Here is a 23,854-nt window from a genome sequence, read left to right on the forward strand (position 1 = left end):
AGAATTTTGATATATGGAGTCTTCTTCTTTTTTTCGCATCCGCTTAAACACGATTCGCCCTGATAAAGTGACCACTTTCGATATTTATATCTACGTGGACCAAAAACATATCTTGTATTTACGTGCCGGAGATCGTCTTTCTGACGGAAAAATCAAATCCATGCACCGTAAGGACACGGGAGATTCTTTCTTCGTAAAAACCGAGGACAAACAGCAATATCGCGACTGGGTTCGCGAAGAAATGAATTCAGACGCCATCGATCCTTTTGAAAAAGCCAAGATCTTGCGTGAATCCTCCGTCGCTTTGATGGAAGATCTTTTCGAAAATCCAGATGTGAACAAAGCCCTTGATGACTCACGTCCCATCATCACGGACTTCATTGATCTTATGGAGAATGCTCCTGAGGCGATGGGATTTATGATCTCGCTTTCGGGCCACGATTTTTATACTTACAACCACTCTCTCGATGTCAGTATTTATTCCTTGGGTTTAGGGAAGGCTTTGGGTTACGACGCAAAAACCCTCGAGGAGTTGGGCGTTGGAGCTCTTTTCCACGACATCGGCAAACGCAATGTCAGTCTCGATATCCTTTGCAAAAAAGGCGGCCTGACAGATGCGGAGTGGGAGCAGATGAAAATGCACCCGCAGTATGGCCTCGTGATTCTGAACAATCACCCCAACATCAGTGACGCTGTCAAAGCAGCTTGCTTTGAACACCATGAATCTTGGGCTGGCAACGGTTATCCGCAACAACTTGTCGCCGACGAAATTCATCCTTTCGCACGCATTGTCGCTATCACCGACACTTACGATGCGATGACAACCCAAAGATCTTACAACGTTCCAATGACTCCGATTGATGCCGTGACAATGATGAAAGAAAAGCTTGCGGGACGCTATGACCCCGACATGCTGAAAGCTATGTATTCAGTTCTTTTCAAAATTAAGGTCGCTTCATGAAGCATATTTGGTATTCGTTGATTTTAATTGCCAGCATTCCACTTTTAACTTTGGCGATTGAGCCCGCAAGTCCTTCTGGATACTGCGAACGCTTTATCGGAGAAAAAGACATTCAAAGCTGCAAAGAGCGCACGGAAAAAGAAGACGTCGATTGGTATGCAGGTGCGGTATGCAATCTTCAAAAAGACGATGCGGCTTTTTGGATTTGCTGGGACAGTGTTAAAGGCAAAAGCTTTAATCCTCAAGCTTTGGAAAAATGTGGCGAAGATAAAGACCTTTCTGATGAACAGCGCCAGTCTTGTGTGAACGATGCCAAAGGGGCTCGCAAACCCGCTTCTGACGACAATGACCTTTTTCAAAAATTGAAATTCAAAGGCCGTCACTAAAATCTGTCGTCTTTCTAGACAGCTTCTTGTATTTAATTCCACACTCTTAAAACCGTCCCCCGGTTCTCACAAAATTTGGTAAAACCTGGGACTTATGAAAAAGACACTTTTGATTTCTTTGGCGATAGCGGGATTCACTTTAACCGGATGCAGTTATGCTCTGGAAGAAGTGGGGCTTTTTAAAACTTCCGATGGCCTTCCTAAAGTCGGAGCCTTCCAGTTTGCCGATCAAAAAGTGAGCTTTGAAGTCGTTGTCTCTGTTTCTATGCGCACATGCTTAGAGTGTCACGCCACCGGCAACCGCAGCATGAATACCGCCGAGAAAGTTTTGGCGCAAAAAGATTCCATTCTAGGCGCCGTCAATAAGGAATCCATGCCTCCTCGTTCTTCAGGCTATAAGCCTCTCACAGCGTGCGAAAAACAAATTCTTGAAACCTGGATTGACGATCAAACTCACAACCGTATTGAAGTGCAAAAAGTAAAAGACCTTCCCGCTTGCGCAGGGCTTGAAGCTCCGAAAGCAAAACCAAAAACGGACTTTAAAAATCTTGAGTTGAGCTTTGAGAATTTGAAAACCGAAATTCTGGCTCCCAAATGCTTAAGCTGCCATACTACTGAGACTGCAAAAAAGACCGTTTTAGAAGACCTTGAGCATATTAATGCCAAAGAACTTATCAAAGAAACGGCCGAGAACAGCCTTCTCTACAAGATCGTAGTGCCGGGCATGTATAAACGCTTTATGCCTCCTACTCGCACGGGAATCGCCCCTCTAACGGCTGATGAGCTGGATTATCTGAAGCGCTGGATTGATTCTGGCGCTAAATACTAAAGTGTCGAAATCTTAGACAGTCTTGAAATAGTTTTCACACCCTGTCTTCCGCAAGGGAAGACAGCGGTCTTTCTGGTATATTCGCGAGCAATGAAACACGGTCTTTTTCTCTTCTCATTTTTGCTGATTTTTTCGTCTCAAGGCTTTGCCAAACTGCCGGCCTGCATGGATAAAAAAGACCGCCTTGATTTTAATGAAAATCAGGTGCTTGTTTGGCGCGATCATCTTGATAAAAAAGAAACCGCACGGGCCTTTATTAAAGGCATCATTGTCCGTGTGATGGAAGACCGCCAAAAGCACGTGCATTTTGAAGTCGATTTTGACCGTGATTTAAACTCTAAAGATGATCGCATTGAAGTGATTTACAATACGAAGTTCGGTCCCCTTCCAGAAAATAGACCGGGCGATGAAATCGTCGCTTGTGGTGATTTTGTCGCAGATCCTTATTCCCCGTTTAAAGGCGTTGTCCACTGGCTTCACATGAGCCCTAAGAAAAGTGCTCATGACGATGGCTATCTCGCCATCAATGGCGTTGTGACGGGACTTATCAATCCTAAACCGGAGAAGCCTTAATGAGATTTTTAACGCTTCTTCTTTTGCCGTTCTTTGTGCTGGCTTGCTCTGAAAAACAGTCCACTTCCGAAGTTGATTCTAGCGGAACAGGCGTTATTTACGGTAAAGACTCGCGCGAAGATGTGAGCAAAAACGAGACTTTTATTTCTGCGGCTTCAGCCACGGCAATGCTTGTCGAGGAACGTAAGATGAGTAAACAAGGAGATATCTGGAATTTAGACTCCGAAGCCCTGGATAAGCACTTACCTATTTGCCCCGATGAAAAATTCGCTAAACAACAAGCTCTGGGTTTCTGCACAGGTGTTCTTATCAGACCTAACAAAGTTCTTACTGCCGGTCACTGCATGGATAAAGCAGATCGTTGTGCAGATACGAAATTCCTGTTTGGCTGGAATTTGCAAAAGTCTCTGACAAAGACGGCTCCTGACTCTGAAGTCTATCATTGCAAAAATATCGTGGCGATGACCAATGAACGTGCTAAAGGTATTGACTACGCTATTGTCGAATTAGACCGCGACGTGCAAGATGTCACGCCTGTGAAAATTGCTCCGGAAACGGTTTTCGCCAGAGGGGAAACTTTATTGAGTCTTTCTTATCCGCTCGGTCTTCCTTTAAAAAAAGATCTGGGAAAAGTTCTTGAAGATTCCTCTGACAGAAATTACTTAAAACTTGAAGTAGATACTTTCGAAGGAAGTTCGGGCTCTCCGTTATTCAACACCAAAGGTGAAGTCGTCGGAATTCTGAGCACCGGCATGGAAGACATCTTGGAAGATGACATCTATCGTATTCAAACCGAAGGCGGTTGTTTGAACTTTAACCGTTGCAAGAATGGCACTTGCTTCGGTGAAAGATTTTTTAAAGCCTCCCGCATTGACCTTTAACACATTTTACAGTCGTACTTAGCTTCGAATCCCACTTCCATTAGAATAAAATCATGGATACAAAGCGGTTGCCATGGTGGACGTGGATTCTTCCTTTTTTGATTCTACTTGCCGGGACTTTCTCAAGTCTTTCTTACACCACAACTCAAGGCGTTTACTGGATTTATTTTCCCATCAATTTGGGAGTCATTATGACTTTGTGGTGGGGTCCACGAGTTCTTATTGCCGTATATCTTAATGGACTTATTGCAGCTGGCCTTTTACATCTTCCTCACGCTTACTTTTATCCTATTTATGCCATTCCTGAAACACTGGAAGTTTTTATGGCGTGGATGCTTGTGCGCGAGAGGTTCAAGTCGTTTTCAACCTGGAAACCCAGTCCAAAAAACATCAGTCTTTTCTTCGTCTATGGTCTATTGATTCCTTCGATTGTTTGTTCAACGGCGATTCAAGGTATTTTAGTTTTGACGGGTTTTATCGACAAGGCTCTTTTTTTCTGGGCGTCTTTGGTTACGACTATTGGAGATTTAACCGGGGCCGTCTTTTTGACTCTTCCATTGTTAATTCTCGTTTCTCCTTTTTTATATAAAAAAAATCTTTCGCTCTTCGTGTATGAATCTCTTCCGCCCTTACGTTTAGAAAAACTATCGCAAAAAGAACAAGCCCTTGCGATTTGCGTGCTGGCGGGAAGTTTGATTGTCGGAATATCTTTGCCTCTGTCGCAAACCTGGTACGTTTACGGAATTCTGATTCTAATTTCTGCCGCATGGTACGGTCTTTATGCGTCTTTGCTTATCAACACCTGGATTATGGCCATCACCATTGTCTTACCCAAAATTCTGCATCTGCCATGGGAGAACGAACCCGTTCTGGTGCAAACGCCCGCGACTCTTTTGACATTGTGTTTTTGTTCTTTAATCACGGGATCCGCCGTGACAACTTTGACGGAAAAACTGGCGAAATTAAAAGAAACGGAAGGCGAACTGAAAGGTGCAAAAGAGCAAGCCGAAGAAGCCTCTCAGGCAAAATCGGAATTTCTTGCACGGATGAGTCACGAAATTCGTACACCTTTAAATTCCGTGCTCGGCATGTTGGAGTTACTTAAGGAAACTCAACTCTCAAAGGACCAAGCCCGCTATTTAACACTCTTTAGTCATGCCGGGGAAAATCTCAAGGCATTGATCAATGATCTTTTGGACTTTTCAAAAATCGAAGCCAAAGCTTTGACCGTGGAAAATGTCAGTTACAATCTGCACGCCACCGTTCGCAGTGTTTTTGAAATTCTACAGATTAAGGCCGAAGAAAAAGGAATTCATTTTGAATTGAATATTCAAAACGACGTGCCAGAACATCAATGGGGAGATCCCACACGTTTGCGCCAAGTGCTTTTTAACCTAATCGGAAACGCCTTGAAATTTACCAATGAGGGGACGGTTTCTGTCGCCGTAAAGCTTGCTGGAAAAGAAAATCTTCTTATTGAAGTGCAAGACACAGGCATTGGTATTCCTCGTGAAAAACAAGCCCGTCTTTTTTCTCCGTTCTTTCAGGCTGATCCCGGCATCACCCGCAAATACGGAGGTACGGGCCTGGGTCTTGTCATCTCCAAAAATCTTGTGGAGATCATGGGCGGTCGCATGGAAATGAAAAGCCTTTCAGGCAGAGGAACCACATTTCGCATTATTCTTCCTCACCGTCCGGATTTAAGCAGTCATTTAGAAGCAAAAGTTTCACCGTCTGTTTCGTGGAATACTCTTTTTCCCAACCGACGCTTTCGTATTCTTCTTGTCGACGACTCCGAGGACAATCGTGTTTTGATGATCCATTACTTACGAAATCTTCCTTTTGATTGTGAGGAGGCCGTGAATGGTCAAGAAGCCGTGGATAAATTTAAAACCACAAAATATGACCTGATCTTTATGGATATGCAGATGCCGATCATGACCGGTTACCGCGCAACCGAACTGATCCGTTATTGGGAAAAAGAAAGACATCTTGGACACACGCCTATCATCGCTTTAACAGCGACGGCGGTGGTTGAAGATCTAGAAAGAACCATTGCTTCAGGTTGCGACGCTTACGCCGTTAAGCCTGTAAAAAAAAGTGAAATCTTAGAAATTCTCGTTCACAACTTAACCACGAAGACACCCGTCAGCGATGCTTTTAAAGAACCACCCGCACCCAGTATTTGACTGGTGATAGACCCGCGAACCCTTCCGGTGGAAGTGAGTTCACGGTAAAAATCTTCTTCATGGGATTGAGACGGAAAACGACAGACGATTTCAAAATCCGTATCGACGGGACGGAGATATTGGATTTCTCCCTTGGCGATCACAATATTTTCCGTAGGAATGGAGCGCTCTTTAAGACCTGCTAACACCAAAGCATAAGCGGCTAAAACAGCCGATGCATAAAGACTTCCACCAAACGCCGTGCCTTTATGATTACGGTTTTTCTCTAGAGATACACGGAAACGAACCTCTTCAGAACGGATCTTTACCACCTCAATACCAAGGTGCTCGTACAAAGCGATCTTGTTTTTAAGGATGCCAATCAGTTCTTCCGAGTTTATTTCCATTGTTCATAGCCTCCAGCAAAGTTGCTGGCCTTTTTATAACCTAAAAAGTTCAAGGCGTAAGTTACTGCTCCGGAACGGACACCGTGATTACTAATGACAAGAATTTTCGTATCTTTAGAAATATTCTTTTCGTAAAGAGCGCTCTCGATTTTTTTCTCAGGAAGACCCTTCTCACCAAAGAACTCTGTCCAATTCATATTGATCACAGAAGCTTTTACATCTTTGATTTGTGATAAATTGCGAAGGGCGTACTCTTGAGCAGAACGCACGTCGATAACAACCAAGCTGCTATCTGCTTTACTCACCATATTTTTGAAATCTTTAAAGTCAGTCGTAAGTGTCTCTGCAACGTCCGGCTTCCAATAAGGTTTGTTCTGCACCAAAGGAGCTTCTTTCGTCGGATTCATTTCACGATAAGATGTATGCAAAACCGTATAGACTTCTTTTACGCCTAAAACTTTGAGCGTCCAAGCGACACGGCCTTCTTCACCGGCTCCTTGTGGTCCCTTACCTAAAACCAAAACTTTGGTTTGCGGATCAACGCCGATCAAAGACAAACGACGAGCTAAAGAGAACAAATCAGGCTGTAAAAGCCCGCGAGATTTTGGATTTTGTTGAGAGAAATCTTCCCAGCGCACGTTGATTGCACCGGGCACATGAGCCAAGTTGAACTCAAACGAAGGACGAGCATCCAAAATGACTGGATTGTCCTTCATCAAACGCTCAGCCGTGATGTTTTCGCCGATCACAGGTTCTTGCGTGACAATCTTAGTGGGCTTTTGTTGGCAGCCCACCAAAACAGCTAGAAGAGAGGCAACTAAAAGCCCTAACTTCATTTCGTAATTCTCATCGTCGGGAAGAAGATAATATCACGGATGCTTGGACGATCTGTCATGATCATCACAATACGCTCAATACCGATACCCACACCACCTGTTGGCGGCATACCTGCATCAATCGCAAGCAAGAAGTCTTCGTCCATAGGATGAGCTTCTTCATCGTTCGCGCGATTGGCTTCTTGTTCTTTCAAACGAGCCAATTGATCTTCAGGGTCATTCAACTCTGAATAAGCGTTTCCGATTTCCATGCACGCTGCAAACGGCTCAAAGCGCTCAACCAGACGGCTGTCTCTGCGGTGGATTTTCGTCAATGGAGAAATCTCCACCGGATGATCCATCACAAATGTTGGTTGCCACAAGTGTTGTTCAGCTGTGAGTTCGAAAAGCTCCATCACCATTTCGCCTTTTTTACCCGGCTTATCGATATCGCCACCGTGTTTGCGGATGGCTTGGAACAATTCTTCTTCTGTCGCTTTATCCGGATCAATGCCCGCGTACTCGCGAACGCCGTCATGCACAGTCAAACGTCTCCAAGGAGGAGTGAAATCAATTTCTTTTCCTTGGTAAGTGACTTTCATGCTGCCTGTGATTTTCAAAGCCAACTGAGAGATCAACTCTTCAAACTGTTTCATTTGATAGTTGTAGTCCGTGTAAGCTTCGTAGAACTCTAAAAGAGCGAACTCAGGGTTGTGAGTACGGTCGATTCCCTCATTACGGAAGTTTTTAGAGATCTCATAAACTTTTTCAAAACCGCCCACGATCAGGCGTTTCAAATAAAGCTCTGGAGAAATACGCATGTAAAGTTTCATGTCCAAAGCTTTATGATGCGTTGTAAATGGCGTTGCCGCCGCTCCCCCGTAAACCGGTTGAAGCGTTGGTGTTTCCACCTCCATAAATCCGCGGTCATCCAAGAAACGACGAATTTCTTTGATGATCTTAGAGCGCGTTTCAAAAACCTTGCGAGAATCCGCATCCGAAATCAAATCCAAATGTCTGTGACGATATTTGATTTCGATATCTTGAACACCGTGGAATTTTTCCGGCAATGGTTCAATGGATTTTGTCAAAATCTGGAAGCTCTTTGCGTAAATCGAGAACTCCCCTTTTTGTGATTTGAAAACGAAACCCTCGATACCAACGATGTCACCCAAATCCACAAGGCTGAAGGCTTCACGATCTTGTTCCGAAAGTTCTTCCGTCTTCACGTATACTTGCACTGTGCCCGTTTGATCTTGAAGATTGAAGAAAGAAGCCTTTCCCATCATACGCAAAGTCATCAAACGACCTGCGATACGATACGCGAACTCAGGCTTCTTTTCGCCCGCTTGAAGAGTCGCCGCGTGTTCAGCAACAACTTCAGAGATCTTTGCCTTATTTTCGAAAACATAAGGATAGGGATTGATCCCCTTCTCACGAAGAGCATGAAGTTTTTTACGTTTTTCCGCTCTGAGCGGATTTTCATTGATAGACATTTTATAATTTCTTTCCTGCGAAGGCTTCCATAACGTTGTGAAGAAGTTGGATCGCTTCTTTCTTTGGACGTTGGAAAGCGTTGCGGCCCATGATCGAACCGAAACCGCCACCTTGGGCCAATTCAGAAACTTCTTTCAAGATATCTTCGGTGCCTTTGGCTTCCCCGCCAGAGAAGATCACGATGCGTTTGCCTTTGAAGCAAGCATCAACAACGTGTTTCGTACGATCTGCCAACGTCGCTACTTTGATACCTTGTTCTTGGTAAACTTTTGCCGCCGCTGCTTGTTCAATGTGTGCTGTTGGTGGTTTTACTTTGATGATGTGAGCGCCCAATTGAGCTGCCACATGGGCTGCGTAAGCAATCACGTCGATCGCCGTTTCGCCCTCTTTAGAGATTTGTTCACCACGTGCGTAAGACCAGATCACCACAACAAGACCTGCTTGTTTGGCTAGGCGAGAAGCTTCCGCGATTTCTTCGTACATGTGTTTACGTTCGCCAGATCCTGGATAAATTGTGAAACCAATGCCTACGCAACCCAGTCTCAAAGCATCGTCGATGTAAGAAGTGACTGCAGAGATCGGACGCTTGTCTCCGTAAAGAGTGTCAGAGTTATTGATTTTCAAGATCAATGGAATTTCACCCGCATAATCACGAGCGACAGCTTCAATCGCACCCAATGGAGCAGCGTAGGCGTTGCAACCTGATTCAATGGCAAGTTCAACGTGGTAAGCAGGATCATAACCATCTGGATTTTTCGCGAAAGAGCGAGCCGGACCGTGTTCAAAACCTTGGTCCACTGGCAAAATCACCAACTTACCTGTGCCAGCAAGCTTTCCGTGATTCATCATGCGAGCTAAATTCGTAAGTACTCCTGGGTTGTCAGCTCCGTACCAGCTTAAAATCTCTCTAACTCTTGGCGTCATCTTATCTCCTGTTACTCGGGGAAACGTGTGTAAAACTCTATTTGAGCGCTGTAAACTTATTGAGTTTTTTCCATATAATCAAGCGCGTCTCAGAGATTAACACGCTTGGCAGAAAAGAGACTGTGGTATAATTTCCTCGGCGGACGCCGGCAGAGCGGAGGGCCCGGGGCCCGGAGCTGAAGCAGCACTAAATGAGGATTTTATGAGCACAAACGTTACATTTGAACCCACTCCCAATCCAGCGACGATGAAATTCATCTTACCTCGTCAGGTGACTGAGAACGGGTTTGACTGCCCGACGGCTCAGGAGGCCGAGCGCTCTCCTTTGGCTTCAAAAATCTTTGGTTTTCCTTGGACAAGCTCTGTTTACGTAGGTCCAAACTTCATTACAGTCACGAAGCAAGACTGGGTGGACTGGGAGCTTTTAGCGCAACCTTTGAGCGGTCTTATTCAAGAGCACTTGGATCGCAATGAACCCGTGGTTGTTGAGTTTGTGGAAACGCCAATGGATGACGAAAATGATTCTCCGATGGTTCGCAATATTAAATCTGTTTTGAATCGCGAAATCCGCCCGGTGGTGGCACTTGATGGCGGCGACATCGTGTTTTACAAATACGAAAACAACATCCTTTATATTCACATGAAGGGCGCTTGCTCCGGCTGTCCAAGTTCTTCGATCACTCTTAAAGAGGGTATTGAAACGCGCATGAAAGAACTTTTCCCGGAGATTCAAGAAGTTGTCGCGGTCTAAGTTTTTTCATGAAAGTAAATTCCTCGCCAAATTAGCGGGTCCTATCGTCATTAGCCAAGTCGGACAAAATCTGATCACTTTGGCTGACACGATCATGGTTGGCTCTTTAGGGCCTCTCGCTTTGGGAGCTTCGGCTTTTGCCGGAAGTGTCTTTATTGTCTTTTTGATTTTTGGTTTAGGAATGCTCGCCCCCCTCACTGCTCTTTTTGCGCGTATGCAGGGACAGGAAAATTATCCTTACGGAGGCGTTCTTCTAAGGCACAGTATCGCGATCGCGTTGGTCGTCAGTGGCTTCGTCATCGGGCTTCTTTATATTCTTCTTCCGAATCTGCATTTGTTTGGACAAACACCTGAGGTTTTAAAACTCGGCAGTGATTTCTTTGAAATCATCGCCTGGTCCGTTTTGCCAAGCTTGATTTATCAAACATACAAACAGTTCACCGACGGTATTGGAAAAACCAAAGTCTCTATGTACGTGATGATCTTTGGCGTGATTTTCAATATTGCTGGCAACTATGTTTTGATTCACGGTTACTACGGATTTCCAAAATTGGGTTTAAATGGTTCGGCGTGGGCCACGTTAATGGCGCGCACATTGATGGCGTTGGCGATGATTTTCTACGTGCACTTGCATCCGCACTTTAAACGTTATCTGGCAGAGCGCTGGACTCATCGTTTTGATCGTCACCTTCTTAAAAACATCATTCGCTTGGGAATTCCCAACGGCTTAACTTATTTGTTTGAAGTCGGCGCGTTTTCTTCGGCAGCTGTGATGATGGGCTGGTTTGGCGCCACACCATTGGCGGCTCATCAAATCACTATCAGTCTTGCAAGTACGAGCTTTCTTATCACTCTTGGTGTCGGCATCGCCGCAAGCATTCGCGTAGGTTACGAGCTAGGCCGCGGAGATTATTCTTTAGCGCGCTTTGCAGGATTTACGGCTATTAAATTAGGTGCCGCCTATATGAGTCTTTGTGCTTTAGGGTTTTTCTTCTTTCGTCATTGGTTCCCGACATTCTACGTGTCCGATCAAGACGTGATCGCATGGGCCGCGAAATTTTTTGTTGTTGTCGCAATCTTTGAAATCTTTGACGGCATTCAAGCCGTCGCCATCGGTGCTCTTCGTGGTATGAGCGATACGCAGTGGCCGAGCATTATTGCCTTCTTTGCTTATTGGATCATGGGACTTCCTTTAGGCTACGTTCTAGCTTTCCACTTGGGAGTCGGTCCTGTCGGAATTTGGATTGGTCTTTTAATTGGTCTTATCTTCGCGTCGATTTTACTGACGTGGAGATTTCATATTTTGAGTCGTCGTTATCTTAAAAACTAAGGATGGAAGACGCAGCGATAGCCGCCGTTCACAAGAGTTTGAGCGGCATCCAGCGTTCGTTTCGTAGCAAAGACCCCGACGCGATTTCCGCCGTCTGACGGAGCTGTTATCGTATTGTACGCAGCTCCCCCGCGCCAGATCACCGGTCCTACGGAAGTAAAATCTAAATAGCCGTAACCGCATCGTTCGGCAGCTGCAGAAGAGGCACAAGACAACAAAGTTCCGTAACGCTGACGAATCAAGTCTGTTCCCGCTAAATCCACGACAAAACCATAGTTCGGAACATAACCGGTAGAATCAGCTTCTTTAGCGACCTCCCAGGCATTTCCTGCAAAGTCCCAGATTTCCTGAGCATATGGAAGATAACTGACCCTACGGGCCGCCGAGTTCGTACACTGAGTTGCATCCGCAGGATAACAAGGGTCTCCCGTCGTAGCGGCGACAGGATTTGATGACACCGCCATATTTCCGCGATGAAGAATTCCGCTTTCAACAACTCCGCCCGTCCAATTTTCAGGTCGCTGACGAATAAGATCCGCGACAGTATTCCATTCTTGATTGGAGATAAGATCATAGCCGGTGCCTTTGCCCGTGCAACTTCCTATCGCCGCCATTTGACTGATTCCTACAATCGGCGCCCCAGAGGCAACAAACTGAGGAGAAGACGTTGTTCCCTTCGCTTCAAATCGACCGACACAGAAAGGATTCATGATTGTTCCAGCAGGATTGAAGACATATGTAAAATCTGTTGGGCAACTAAAACTATTGAAGTTTGCGGACATCACTGAACTCTCGTTCCCCACAGGGTCTTTAAGCTTCACTTCGACACTGTAGGCGGTTCCTAAAGTCACGCTGCCTGACATATTGAAATAAGCCCCTGTGCCCGCCTGACTCCATGACACCATGTCAACACCATCATAAACTCTAACAATGCGAACCCAGGCTGTTAAAGGATCTGCATCCGTTGGAAAACCAAAAGATACTGTCGGGGAATCTAAAATTTTTGCGGGCACTGGCCCTAAACTCAAAGATGTCACAGGGCTCGGGCTTTTCGCATCAATTTTGATATTTCTATATTTTAAAAAATTAGGATCGGAGCCGGTGTCACTAAAACTCAAAGTCGCAATCGCGGCGGAGTTATTGGCGTCATAAATTTGTCCTCCGCTCACAGCGAGACTACTCAGAGCCAAAGGACGCGCATCTTGTCCGGCTCCGACGACATAGCTAAAACGCAACGTCGTCGTACCGCTACCACCGTTTACAAGCGAAGGCGAACTCACCGTCGCACCCGAGTTTAAAGTGATAGTGGGTGCCCCTGAAAATGAAATCGGTCTTGAAAACTCAATATAAACTGGAACCGACTGGCCCGCCTTATAAGTCGTATTGCTCGCAACATCACTATAGATCTTTGTAATCGCGGGAACTGGGAATTGTGTCGTGAATGAAAAACCGTTGTTCTCTGTCACACGCACGTTACCTAACGAATCTTTTGCCTGAGCATAAACCTTATAAGTCGTATTATTTTGTAAAACACATGCAGAAAAAATGACATAGCTTGTGGTGTTCGATTGCACAGGACAGATCGTTGTAGCTCCGGCACTATCTTTGACGAAAACTTCATAGGTCACAGCATCCGTCGCCGAACCAAGGTCCACGCGAAGATTCATTGCCGTTAAAATATTATCGATTGTGGAGTCTTCAACACCTTGCGAGCGAACACCGGTGATTGAAAATATTCCAGGCGGAGTCGTATCTTTTTGTAAACTCAAGATAGCGCTTTCGCCGTTATTTCCCGACAAATCCGTTTGCTTTGCCTTGATTTGAAAAGCACCTTCTGGTGCAACGACGTCGGCAGCAAATGACATCGCCGCAGAGCAAGTCACTTCTACAGCTTTTGTATCGTTCAGAAGGATTTGCACAGGCAACATCGTCTCGCTGCAAGTTCCCTCGACATGAATAGACTGATTGGCCGCGACATCCGCCGAAGAAAATACTTTTCCTTGAGTGGGATTTGAAAAGTTTAAAGCAGGAGCTTGCATATCGATGTTCACTGATTTCTCAGCTTCAGCGTAAGTGCGAGCTTGCGATCCTTTTTGATGTTTTGCTTGAACGGCTACAGAACCACTGGCTTGATTTGAATTTACAGCCACTTGCACTGAATAGTGGCCACTCATACAGTCCGCCTGCGTATCTGCAAAAGGTCCCGTCAGATATACAATCCCGCCATCAGTAGAACAAGTTCCACTGACGATGTAACCCGAGTTCGCGGCTGCGATGTTGATATCTCCCGCCGTCACTGTCACTGTCGGAGATTTAAAAAACGCAGACAATGTACGATAGTAAACCGAAGTTTCGCCTTCAAGATTTTTCACCATCCAACGAATTTGGAAATCTTGACGACGATCTCCTGGCGTTGTCGGAGCTACATAGGGAGCCACATACTCTAACGGAAGAGTCAAAGACACTTTTCCTGTCGCTGAACAATCAAAGACAGTTCCGGCAACGAAGTCCGTCACCTTCTTCCACTCTTTGCTAACCGGATTTTGAACTTCGACCATGCTCACGTTCTTACTACAACTGACGTCCATCGGAAGCGACGACTCAGTCGCATCAGGAAGCATGTCACCTTCGCCGACGACATTATCAACATTGAACTCAGTTTTGCCTTGAATGGCTTTGCTTAAAAAACCGATTTCGAGATTTCTTTCAGAGCACGCCGTAGTGACCAGAAATAGGAGCACGAGAAAGATATTTCTCCAAAAAGATCGCAGAGATAAACGAGCCCCCAACGCGCCAACGTGCATAGTAAACTTATCGGCGCCTAGGGGTTAAGATTAAGACTTAAAGTGAGACTTTATCCGTCTTTTCATAAACGCGCTTCACTCGGAGACGATGCAGAACGCGACGGAGGAACGCCGCCGCCCTTCTCAGAATGAGACGTAATTGGGTGCCAACGAACACTGCGATCTTCGCGAATAAAAATGCTACCAACAATGAACGTTAGAACTGCAATGGAGATCGGATAAATAAGACCCGCAAAATGATTTCCGGTTGAAGCCACTAATGCCGTTCCAATAAAAGGAACGAGTCCGCCAAAGACTCCGTTCCCGATGTGGTACGGCAAAGACATCGAGGTGTAACGAATCTGCGTTGGGAAAAGCTCAACCAGAAATGCCGCAATGGGACCGTACACCATCGTCACGAAAATAACCTGCACGAAAACCAGCACCGTCAGCATCAAGACATTCGGATTCACGGCCGTGGCATTAGGCTCTAAAGGATTCCATCCCGAATACGCTTCCATCGCTTTGTAGATGGGAAGATACGTTAGAGCCGCGATCAAACATCCCGCCATCATAATCGGTTTTCGACCGATGCGATCAGAAAGCAAACCGAAAACAACGAAGAACGGTGTTGCGAACAACAAGGCCGTGGCAATGATTTGATTTGCTAAAACGAAATCCACTTTCAAGACTGTCTGCAAATAATAAAGAGCATAGAACTGCCCTGTGTACCAGACAACCCCTTGGCCTGCCGTTGCTCCGAATAGAGCTAAGATCACAAGACGACGATTTTGTGGATGCAGAAAACTATCACGCAATGGACTCTTTGAAGTCTTTCCTTCTGCTTTCATTTGTGTGAACAAAGGAGATTCTTCCATGCGACGGCGGATGACATAGGACACGATCACCAAAACTACTGACAGAAGAAAGGGAACACGCCAGCCCCAAGTTTTAAATGAGTCTTCTCCAATGGAAAGACGTGTGGCAAGAATCACTCCGAGCGAAACGAACAACCCCAGAGTCGCGGTTGTTTGAATGAAGCTCGTGTAAAATCCTCTTTTTCCGTCGGGACTGTGTTCGGCGACGTAGGTGGCAGCACCGCCGTACTCCCCTCCCAACGCAAGACCTTGTAATAACCGCAGAACAAGCAATAGGACTGGAGCTAATACGCCGATACTTTCGTAACTTGGTAAAAGACCGATGGCTGTTGTTGCAAGCCCCATAATAAGCAACGTCACCATGAAAGCGTATTTGCGCCCGACGACATCACCAACACGGCCGAACACCAGGGCTCCAAACGGACGGACAATAAATCCCGTGGCAAACGTCGCGAGTGTTCCTAAAAGTGCCGCCGTCTCATGTCCTTTCGGGAAAAATTGCGCGGAGATGATCGTCGCCAAACTTCCGAAAATATAAAAGTCATACCACTCAATCAGAGTTCCAGCGCTAGAGGCCGCTATGACTTTCCAAATATTTCGTTTCTCTGTTGTCGAAATCGTTGCGTCGGCTGATGCAGCCATAAACCCCTCCCTTTGGATAGCTCCATTTTTGAGAAGGGGTTGATTGAGAACAAATGATTTTGTATGGATGGCTTAAATTTAATTAAGCCCCTGTGAACTCACAAAATTATTGGAAAACCATTTCGCAGCGAATAGAACTAGACACTTCCGGCTTCTTCACCGCAGGAGCTGAAGTTTCACCTGTCATCATTACTTTGAGCTCTGACCAGCCAAGCTTGATCAAATCTCTGTGAGATATTTTTTCTTCCAGCACGAGACGCTTGTACATCAGTGTCGGATTGGATCGCGCAAAGGTCTTCATCAAAGATGTCACGGACATATTGCTTCCTGCATCCGACAAAAGTTTATTCACGATCACAATACCGCGGTTCAGACTGATAAACTCGTAAGGAAGTTTTAAGCCCTGGTCCATCGCCCACGCTGTCCAGTGTTCCAGTGAGGCGTTCTTTTCCTGACCAGACACGATAAGTTTCAGACGTTCTTTCACCAAAGTTTTAAACTGTGTTTCATTCACGGTGTTCTGAGAGCGATTGCTGATCTTCCAGAAGGCTCTGGAAATTAAATCCGCATTATTCAACTCTGTTCCTGCTCCTAGCACCATCACTTGGCGCTGCAAATCAGCAGAAAGGATTCCGCCCATGCCGTAATCCAAAATATTCACATAGATCTTAGGTTCGGTAACGCGAATCATGAAATTACCCTGGTGAAGATCGGAATGATAAAATCCACCGCCAAAAAGAACTTCATAGGCCCAGACTTTGCTCATCTCTTCAACCACACTGCGCTTCAAAGTCGGAATCGTTTCAGAGTATGTCGCGGCTTCTTTATCAAGTTTTTTCCCGATCACCATTTCTTGAACCATGAACTTTGACGGTCCTTTCGAATCGTAAATTTCTGGTACATGAAATTGGATATAATTTTTGTATTCAGGAGACTTCAAAAATCCTGTTTTTTCATAGCGAGTTTTCGCAAGCTTCTGTCTTTGGATTGTGTCTTCCTGGCTGAGTTCTGCCGTCACAGTCGCCGTGATATCTTCGACGACAGGGCCTAGTTTTGGTGCCCCTGTTTTTCTGAATTCAGGATTGTTATCTAAAATTTCCGCCACCGCTGTCAGGATTTTACGATCCTCTTCCACGCGATCTGAAATACCTGGCTTAATAAAACGCACAACAACATCGTGCCTTTGACCGTCTACCAATATTTTCGCACGATGAACTTGAGCCATTGTTCCAACGCCCAGAGGTTTTCTTTCAAAGTAAGTGAATTTATAATTATTCTTTTCATGTTTTAGGATTTCATCCACCTGCACCCAAGGGACAGGTCTTACGGAGTTTTCCAGTCCACGGAAAACTTCCAGCATCTCAGGGCTCAAGTCTGCCTGGCGTGCCACAACTTGCAAAAGTTTTTGCAATTGAGGTCCGCTGTTTTGCACCATCAACTCAAACTTTTTAATATCACTAAGATTTAGATCTCCACCCAAATAAGAAGACACAATCAGTTTTTTAGATGCAGGACTTAGACGGGAGAAATACTCACTAAACATCGTCTGCATAAAAATACGCATGGTCGCATCTTGCTGTTGGGCAAAACTCGACTGCGCCATTTTTTCACCGACGCGATCTAGTTCTTTCATGCGATCGCTCAGAATGGCGTCACTTTCATTTAAAGCCCATTTTTCTGCCATCTTCTGTGCATCTGGGTTTTGCAAAAGAGCCATCGCCTGCGCACCCAAGAGTTCCATTTGGCCTTTACCTGCGGCTTTGTCTTCTACAGAGGATTTAAGTTGATTGGTTTGCCATTCGATATATTCCTCAATTTGACGTTGCACACGAGGACTGTCAGAAACAAAAGTTTTTAATGCTTGAGGGCCTGCTTTTTCAATAAGCTCCATATCCAAAGCAACGCTTTGAGTGTTGGGCCATTCTCCTCGGAACTGCGTTAAGAATTCATTGAAGTTTTTTACCTTGATCGTCTTGGCTTCCAGCTCATAGACACCTCTAAAATAATTCTTCGCGCGAGCAAGAATCTCTTCTTTTTGCGCCTCACCTTCACCTTGAGCCATCAGCGCATAAGTCAAAGCCAGTCTTTGCTCGAAAGACAGATAGAGTCCCGTCGTCGCGGGAGCGGCGGCCCAAGCAAACTTGAATACAAAAACGCAACCGATTAACAAGAATTTGAGCTGTCTCAACATGATACACCCTTTGGAAGTTAGACTTCTTAAGGGATTTCATGCATTCCCTAGGCCCACCAGAGGAAAAATTTAGGAGAGCTTAGGTGAATAAGAACTCAACACCCTGCTTAGAAGTGTCATTTGTGAGGAGGGCTTGGTTGTGGTGTTTCTTGGTAGAACAGCTACTCGTGGTTAATAAACAGCTCTACCATCCTTGAGTGGCCTTCCTGACGAGCATCGTGCTCGTCAGGGGATATAAAAGGGGGAGGATTTTCTTGTTGGAAGAAAGAGATAAAGAAAGAAGAAAACAAAAAAACAAAACAGCTCTCCCATGTACCTTCCTTTCCCGCTCAGGAAGAGCGGGAAACAGCCAGCTCACGGATGGCGGAAGAACGCAAAACTGTTTCTGCAGTATCCACCACCGCATCGGTTCTTCACTGTGTCATCGCTTTTTTTAAAGGCTCATCCACCAACAATTTTCATTACGTTTATCTTTTTTGCCCCATGAGCTTAGAACAATTTTTCAAATTTTATTTTGATGCCTTAGAGGTAGGCAAACATTTCCCGTTATACGAAATGAATTATCGGAATAACAACAAGACAAAAAAATAATAAAAAACAAGAAAACATTTGACGAGTTTTCTGAAGCTCTAAAACGATCTCAGTTAAAAGATTTCAAGAATAGATTTTAAATTTTCATAATAGACTCCGATCGCCCTCTATAAGAGCGATAAATTCATTTCCGAATGAATTAAAAACAATCACTTCGATGTATAAAATTAAGCTCGAAAAAACCATGCTATAAGTTTCTCATGAATTCTTCGGAGGAATTTATGCAAGTACTGAAGAGACTTTCTAATCAAGAACTTGAAGCGAATCTTAAAGATCTCGTCCAAAAGGAGCGTAAGCTTCTTCATGTAATTCTTGAGCATATTAAAGAAATTGATTCGAGAAGGCTTTATTTGGGAAGAGCTTATTCCTCATTGTATGAATATTTGATCAAAGAATTTGGTTACTCTGGATCGGCCGCCATGAGAAGAATTGAAGCTGCGAGACTTTTAAATGAAGTACCTGCTATGGCTCAAAAAATTCAGGAAGGTTCTTTGAATCTTTCTCAAATCGGTGAACTTTCCCGTTCCATTAAAGAAAAAGAGAAAACGACGGGCCAAAAAGTATCCTCACTTCAAAAGCGTGAACTTGTCGCAAAGATTGAAAGTAAAACGACACTGGACACTCAAAAAGAATTAGCGTTAGCTTTGGATTTACCAGTCAAAGAATTTGAGAAGCAAAAGATGCAACAGAATGAATCTTTGCGCCTAGAAATCACTTTAAGCAAAGAACAATACCAAAAGCTTCTTCAGTGCAAAGACTTGGCGGCGCATTTGTTGGAACAAAACCATAAGGATTCCTCTTGGGCCTCTTTATTCGAGTTGCTGGCCGATCAATATTTGCGAAAGACTTTCAGAAAAAGCCATACAGAAAATTCAAAAGTAGAAACATCGAAAGAAGATACGGCAATAGACGTAAATGTACACGGTTCTGCGACGCAAACCAATTCTACAACGCTTAGCAGAACCGATGCGGTGGTGAATGATTATAATAAAACGTTAACTCCGAAAACTCGTAAGCTCATTCTACAGCGAGATGCTTGCTGCCAGTATCGCGCCCCTCAAACTGGAAAGATTTGTCAGAGCACTTATGGTTTGCAGATCGATCATAAAACGTCGCGTTGGATTGGTGGTGGCAATGAAGCCCGGAATCTGCAAGTTCTTTGTGGAAAACATAATCGATATAAATACAACAAAGAAAATGGGCTTAGGAGTTTGCGCTAAAGCCCAATCAATCAATCAATCAATCAATCAAGAAAATGATCTGCGGCATTCGTTAATTTAAAAGATTTTTACGGAACCAACAAACTTGGTTCTATCACTCGATATCTGTTCTGAATTTTTTGCCAGATGTTTGAATGCGGGCCTGTGATTCCATCAATGCCTTCAGCCCCTGCGATTCCACGAAGACGTGGATCTAATCTACCGCCGGGAAGGAATTGACGAAGATCAGGACCCGTTGGATTTGCTGTCCCATTTTTTCCTGCAACACGCGCAGCGCCTGCGTATCCTCCGCCATCATCGTTGCCGTAAGAGCCGCCGTTACGAGCGGCTCCGCCACCATAAAATCCTCCACCACCGGCAGGAGCCGTTGGAGAATCCGTTGCACCACCGCCAGCACCCGCGCTCGACGCCGACTTCATTCCGCCTCCGCCAGTGCTTCCGGCGGATTCGAAATTCACCCCACTGCCTTGCTTACCATCAACATCTTCACCAGCGCCACCTGAGGGACGAGGTCCGTGTTGAATTCCTGGGAGTCCCGGAAGATCACCTGCGATATCCGCTCCCTCACCACCCGTTTTTATTCTGGATGAAGAGTCAATCTGACTGGCAACGGCCGTATCTCCACCAGCCTTTTGCTCTCCACGACAACTTGGGTCGTTCGGGTTTGAAATACAAACGCAAACCTTATTGGTTGCTGCAAACTGAGGGTTTGCACAATCTTGTGCGAGAGCCGCAGCTCCGGGACAGATTGGGTTTGTTGGATTTGTTTTACAGACTTCCATGATCGAAGGGTCCGCCGCATTGGTGTCTCCCTTCGTTTGGTTTTCACATTGAGCAGCGTTGGCTCCCGTCGCGCCGTAGTTTTTGATTGCCTGGTTTGCCTCATTGACTTTCGCAACGTAGTTATTGCAACTACGAACTTTATCTTCCGCAACAGTTTTAGGAGTTGAGCCACCCAAGCAAGACTCATTGTTTTTCGCGTAATCAACTAACTCGTTGCAAGACTTACGGCAATCACTCAAAGCATTGCTACAGTTTAAACGATACGCCGCGAGAGCGGCATTGGCCGCTTGAGAAACGTCACCCATTCCCGAACAAGCAGATTGAACACTGGATGAAGTTTGTTGTCCCATCGCCAGGGCCAACTGAGACGCTGTTCCCGAGACACTGTTTAAGCCAGAGTCATTTTTTTCATCACAGGTCGACGATGTATTTTCAATTTCCTGTTCACAGCGAGCTTTTAAACTGTCGTATTGCGATTGGCACTGCCCGCCCCCACCGGAGTTGTTATTTCCGCCATTACGATTGTTCGCCTGCCCAGAATCCGATGGTCTGGGCCTTGGAATCGGAACATTGGAACTCGGCAACTCCAAATCTGTAGGGCGCGGAGGGGGAAGTGGAATTTCACTGTCGGGAATGTAACAGGACTCAACGCATCTATCAAAAAAGCGATCATTGCCGCCTTGGTATTTTGTATTACACGCATCTACACATGCCTGATCTGTGTAGGCGTGACTGAAAAAGGGAATGAAGAGACAAAAGATCAAAAGCCGACATAACATCTTTGCGATGCTAATTCCGAAATTACCAGCAGCCATCAATCCCCCCAGAACAATATTTTCATATCTTTCCGAGAAGACCTCAAAGTTTAATGTCGAGAAATCCCGATTTGAGACGAGTTCTTTATAAAATTTCCGTCACCAAGCGAACTTACTCAATAACTTCGATTTGATCGCCTTTTTTTATCATTCCGATATTCTCAGGAATCCACAGCGTTCCAAAAAAGATATCTTTACCTTCGCGACGATATGTCGCCAAAGTTTTTAAAGGCTCAGGGCCGGAAGGCACACCTGTCATTTGATCAATTGTCGTGATTGCACAACGAGAGCATTTTTTCGGTTGAGAAAAAATCACCTCGCCCACTTTGATTCTTTTCCACTGCTCTTCTTCGTATGGAACATTTCCAGCGTAAACAATATTCGCGCGGAAGCGATCCGCACCTACCGGAGAAGGCAGACGAGAATTTAATTCTTCAAGACTCTTAAGATTCAGAATTTGCAAAGGACGTCCATCTGCAAATCGAACTTCCGGTTTCCATTCCATAGACAACGAACGGACTCGGCGCTGCGAATACGGAGCATAACGAACAAGACGGCAATTCACTCCCAAATATTGCGACAATGCCTGAGAATACAGATCTGCTTCAAGTGCCGCCTCGAAAGTATCATTCCATACTTGAACTTTCACTTTTCTTTGAAAAGAACTGTTTTTAGAAATCTTAAAGAACATTTTCTGAAAACCGATCGTCAAAGAAGCCTCATCATGAAAGACCTCCACAGTTGCAAGCTTGGGCAATGTTCTTTGCGAAATGAATTTACCGTTTTCATCAATGAGCATCCACTGACGATCGCCATCGGGACCTTCGATAGTGATCTTCATTTCTTTAAGACTTTGAGAGCGAGCGGACTTGATCGGGTAAATATAAAGTTCTTCAATCTTCATATTCTAAATGCTTTCTTTTTGTCCGCATGAAGGCAAGACATAACTCATCTTGCTGAATAAATTCATACTTGCTATTTTTCCTCTACGGATTCTATACTCAATTTGCCAAACGGCTTTGAGGCTTAGTCTGTTGCCTAAATGGACATCGTGGAGCTGATTTTTTATTCGCACGCCATCAGCTTAATTCAAGACATATCGAAAATATTTCTTCTCGCGCACGAGAATTTGCTTCTCGTTTTCGAGAATTTTGTTCCTGAACCAAGAAAGTAAAACTAATCCTGGTTTGGTCGAAAGGTCTTTTATGAGCCTCACGAAGAGCTTACGCCGCATCTTGGATGATCGAAAAATCACCGTGGCCCAAATTGCCCGACAATCGGGAGTACCAGCGAAAACGATCTATCATTGGCTGTCGGGACAACAACCTCGAAAGATGGAACATCTTTTTCGCCTCTGCGATACTTTAAATATTTCCGTCGAAGAGCTTTACGGAAGACAACGCAAAAATCCGACGAAAAATATTCTACCCAAAGAGGTCCTACTTCAGGAACTCAATGCCGGAGTCTATGAAGTGATTTTGCGTCCACTTAAAATGACTGAAGGTCCATGATGACCCTCTTTAAACTTTCGCTGATGTCTTTCTTTTTAACTATTTTCCTACTGGTTTTTGCCGAACTTAATTCTGGCACTCAATTTTTAAGGACGGAATTTATTGATCGACTTAAATTTAAAAAAGAACTTCAGCAGTTTCTCGCACAAACTCAAGAGCAGCTAGAAATACCGCAACTTTGCAGACAGCTTATGCACTCACAAACAGGCTCTTCGATCTTATATGATGGCCGAAGCCACAGAAATAGTGATGACCCCCGCTTTGAACTTTCACCGACAGGAGTACCGCCCATTCCTAGTCATTTACGGATTCAAAATTTGTGGTTGGATAAGGAAACGATACGCAGCCAAGTGCAGAAAGCAAATGGCTCTATTTACATACTTCATCGGACTCATCTTGTTTTAGAGGTCACCACGACGCAGGAACCCCTTCTTACGGAAGTCGTCACAATCCCCTTAACGGTCACGACCGGACCCGGAGATTCGTTCGTCGTGCAGGACTGCTATTCGACGAACTCTTACTGAATTATTTTTTATTATGCTCGCGGCGCTTTTCAATCTGTTCATCATCCAGAAGAGAAAGATCTTCTTTCAGCTGAAACTCAGCACCTACATAATCTGCTTTTTTATTTTGGAACGTCTCAATATCCGCATTGATGCCAGCCGCTTTATGAAGAGCCTCTGGAGTTGCGACATTCGGTCCCACTCCCGGTTCTTTTACAATCACGACTTCAAAAGTGTCAGAGTCTTTATCGTAATAAGAGACTTCGATTTGCGTGTCTTTACGAATGCTCAAAGCCGCCAGCTCTTCAGCCGTGGGTTCGCGCTTAGGTTCTGGTTTTGCTGATTTCTTTTCGGCAGCAAAACTATTTAAGGATAACATCATTGTTAGAATAATTAGAAAACGCATTTCATCGCT

At 44.9% G+C, this 23,854-nt stretch carries 21 protein-coding genes; 11 read left to right on the forward strand and 10 right to left on the reverse strand.

The genetic code is table 11. From position 1 onward, the window contains the following. Window positions 1-13: 13 nt before the first annotated feature. The 6 genes from AAAA78_RS11055 (at window position 14) to AAAA78_RS11080 (ending at window position 5,819) form a co-directional block, all read left to right on the forward strand. On the forward strand, window positions 14-961 hold the full coding sequence (locus tag AAAA78_RS11055) for an HD-GYP domain-containing protein (protein WP_340592107.1): 948 nt from the start codon (window positions 14-16) through the stop codon (window positions 959-961). Continuing rightward, window positions 958-1,347 carry a hypothetical protein gene (locus tag AAAA78_RS11060; protein WP_340592108.1) on the forward strand — a complete coding sequence of 130 codons (390 nt, stop codon included), beginning with the start codon at window positions 958-960 and terminating at the stop codon, window positions 1,345-1,347. Before AAAA78_RS11055 ends, AAAA78_RS11060 begins: the two co-directional genes overlap by 4 nt. A gap of 94 nt (window positions 1,348-1,441) precedes the next feature. Beyond that, the gene (locus AAAA78_RS11065; RefSeq protein WP_340592109.1) at window positions 1,442-2,176 is read left to right on the forward strand and encodes a c-type cytochrome; all 735 of its coding nucleotides are present in this window, start codon (window positions 1,442-1,444) and stop codon (window positions 2,174-2,176) included. A 90-nt stretch (window positions 2,177-2,266) separates the two neighbouring features. Further along, window positions 2,267-2,749 carry a hypothetical protein gene (locus AAAA78_RS11070; protein ID WP_340592110.1) on the forward strand — a complete coding sequence of 161 codons (483 nt, stop codon included), beginning with the start codon at window positions 2,267-2,269 and terminating at the stop codon, window positions 2,747-2,749. Next, window positions 2,749-3,630, forward strand: a complete 882-nt coding sequence (locus AAAA78_RS11075) for a trypsin-like serine peptidase (RefSeq protein WP_340592112.1) — start codon at window positions 2,749-2,751, stop codon at window positions 3,628-3,630. Before AAAA78_RS11070 ends, AAAA78_RS11075 begins: the two co-directional genes overlap by 1 nt. Window positions 3,631-3,683: 53 nt before the next feature. Continuing rightward, window positions 3,684-5,819, forward strand: a complete 2,136-nt coding sequence (locus tag AAAA78_RS11080) for an ATP-binding protein (RefSeq protein ID WP_340592113.1) — start codon at window positions 3,684-3,686, stop codon at window positions 5,817-5,819. Here AAAA78_RS11080 and AAAA78_RS11085 read toward each other — a convergent pair. The 4 genes from AAAA78_RS11085 to AAAA78_RS11100 are packed head-to-tail and all read right to left on the reverse strand — an operon-like array spanning window position 5,753 to window position 9,441. Further along, window positions 5,753-6,205 carry a YiiD C-terminal domain-containing protein gene (locus AAAA78_RS11085; RefSeq protein WP_340592114.1) on the reverse strand — a complete coding sequence of 151 codons (453 nt, stop codon included), beginning with the start codon at window positions 6,203-6,205 and terminating at the stop codon, window positions 5,753-5,755. The two genes, AAAA78_RS11080 and AAAA78_RS11085, sit on opposite strands and share 67 nt — an antisense overlap. Continuing rightward, window positions 6,196-7,041 carry a sulfurtransferase gene (locus AAAA78_RS11090; RefSeq protein ID WP_340592115.1) on the reverse strand — a complete coding sequence of 282 codons (846 nt, stop codon included), beginning with the start codon at window positions 7,039-7,041 and terminating at the stop codon, window positions 6,196-6,198. The genes AAAA78_RS11085 and AAAA78_RS11090 overlap by 10 nt, the downstream gene beginning before the upstream one ends. After that, complete coding sequence (gene lysS / locus AAAA78_RS11095; protein WP_340592116.1) at window positions 7,038-8,516, reverse strand: lysine--tRNA ligase; 1,479 nt, start codon at window positions 8,514-8,516, stop codon at window positions 7,038-7,040. The genes AAAA78_RS11090 and lysS overlap by 4 nt, the downstream gene beginning before the upstream one ends. 1 nt (window position 8,517) lies before the next feature. After that, complete coding sequence (locus AAAA78_RS11100) at window positions 8,518-9,441, reverse strand: class I fructose-bisphosphate aldolase (protein ID WP_295900602.1); 924 nt, start codon at window positions 9,439-9,441, stop codon at window positions 8,518-8,520. A gap of 202 nt (window positions 9,442-9,643) precedes the next feature. On the opposite strand from AAAA78_RS11100, the gene AAAA78_RS11105 reads away from it, so the two are divergent. Both AAAA78_RS11105 and AAAA78_RS11110 read left to right on the forward strand, forming a co-directional pair. Then, on the forward strand, window positions 9,644-10,192 hold the full coding sequence (locus AAAA78_RS11105; RefSeq protein ID WP_340592117.1) for a NifU family protein: 549 nt from the start codon (window positions 9,644-9,646) through the stop codon (window positions 10,190-10,192). After that, window positions 10,179-11,522, forward strand: a complete 1,344-nt coding sequence (locus AAAA78_RS11110; protein ID WP_340592118.1) for an MATE family efflux transporter — start codon at window positions 10,179-10,181, stop codon at window positions 11,520-11,522. The genes AAAA78_RS11105 and AAAA78_RS11110 overlap by 14 nt, the downstream gene beginning before the upstream one ends. On the opposite strand, the gene AAAA78_RS11115 is transcribed toward AAAA78_RS11110, so the two are convergent. The 3 genes from AAAA78_RS11115 to AAAA78_RS11125 all read right to left on the reverse strand — a co-directional run bounded on the left by AAAA78_RS11115 (window position 11,519) and on the right by AAAA78_RS11125 (window position 18,016). Next, window positions 11,519-14,263, reverse strand: coding sequence for a hypothetical protein (locus AAAA78_RS11115; RefSeq protein ID WP_340592119.1), 2,745 nt, complete (start codon window positions 14,261-14,263; stop codon window positions 11,519-11,521). The genes AAAA78_RS11110 and AAAA78_RS11115 overlap by 4 nt on opposite strands. 125 nt (window positions 14,264-14,388) lie before the next feature. Next, window positions 14,389-15,825: an MFS transporter gene (locus tag AAAA78_RS11120; protein WP_340592120.1), complete on the reverse strand. Its 1,437-nt coding sequence runs from the start codon at window positions 15,823-15,825 to the stop codon at window positions 14,389-14,391. Window positions 15,826-15,931: 106 nt separating this feature from the next. Continuing rightward, entirely contained in the window at window positions 15,932-18,016 is a 2,085-nt protein-coding gene (locus AAAA78_RS11125) for an AarF/UbiB family protein (RefSeq protein WP_340592121.1), read from the reverse strand. An 812-nt stretch (window positions 18,017-18,828) separates the two neighbouring features. On the opposite strand from AAAA78_RS11125, the gene AAAA78_RS11130 reads away from it, so the two are divergent. Next, entirely contained in the window at window positions 18,829-19,827 is a 999-nt protein-coding gene (locus tag AAAA78_RS11130) for an HNH endonuclease signature motif containing protein (RefSeq protein WP_340592122.1), read from the forward strand. A 68-nt stretch (window positions 19,828-19,895) separates the two neighbouring features. On the opposite strand, the gene AAAA78_RS11135 is transcribed toward AAAA78_RS11130, so the two are convergent. Both AAAA78_RS11135 and AAAA78_RS11140 read right to left on the reverse strand, forming a co-directional pair. Next, entirely contained in the window at window positions 19,896-21,425 is a 1,530-nt protein-coding gene (locus tag AAAA78_RS11135; RefSeq protein ID WP_340592123.1) for a hypothetical protein, read from the reverse strand. A 112-nt stretch (window positions 21,426-21,537) separates the two neighbouring features. Beyond that, complete coding sequence (locus tag AAAA78_RS11140) at window positions 21,538-22,329, reverse strand: MOSC domain-containing protein (protein ID WP_340592124.1); 792 nt, start codon at window positions 22,327-22,329, stop codon at window positions 21,538-21,540. Window positions 22,330-22,630: 301 nt separating this feature from the next. Here AAAA78_RS11140 and AAAA78_RS11145 point away from each other — a divergent pair, with 301 nt between their 5' ends. Continuing rightward, a complete protein-coding gene (locus tag AAAA78_RS11145; RefSeq protein WP_340592125.1) occupies window positions 22,631-22,936 on the forward strand; it encodes a helix-turn-helix domain-containing protein in 306 nt (101 codons plus the stop codon). 23 nt (window positions 22,937-22,959) lie between these two features. Then, entirely contained in the window at window positions 22,960-23,460 is a 501-nt protein-coding gene (locus tag AAAA78_RS11150) for a hypothetical protein (RefSeq protein ID WP_340592127.1), read from the forward strand. Window position 23,461: 1 nt separating this feature from the next. Here the strand turns inward: AAAA78_RS11150 and AAAA78_RS11155 are convergent, their stop codons facing one another. Beyond that, window positions 23,462-23,845, reverse strand: a complete 384-nt coding sequence (locus AAAA78_RS11155) for a hypothetical protein (protein WP_340592128.1) — start codon at window positions 23,843-23,845, stop codon at window positions 23,462-23,464. Window positions 23,846-23,854: the final 9 nt, after the last annotated feature.

This window comes from Bdellovibrio sp. BCCA, assembly GCF_037996825.1.
Lineage (GTDB): Bacteria > Bdellovibrionota > Bdellovibrionia > Bdellovibrionales > Bdellovibrionaceae > Bdellovibrio.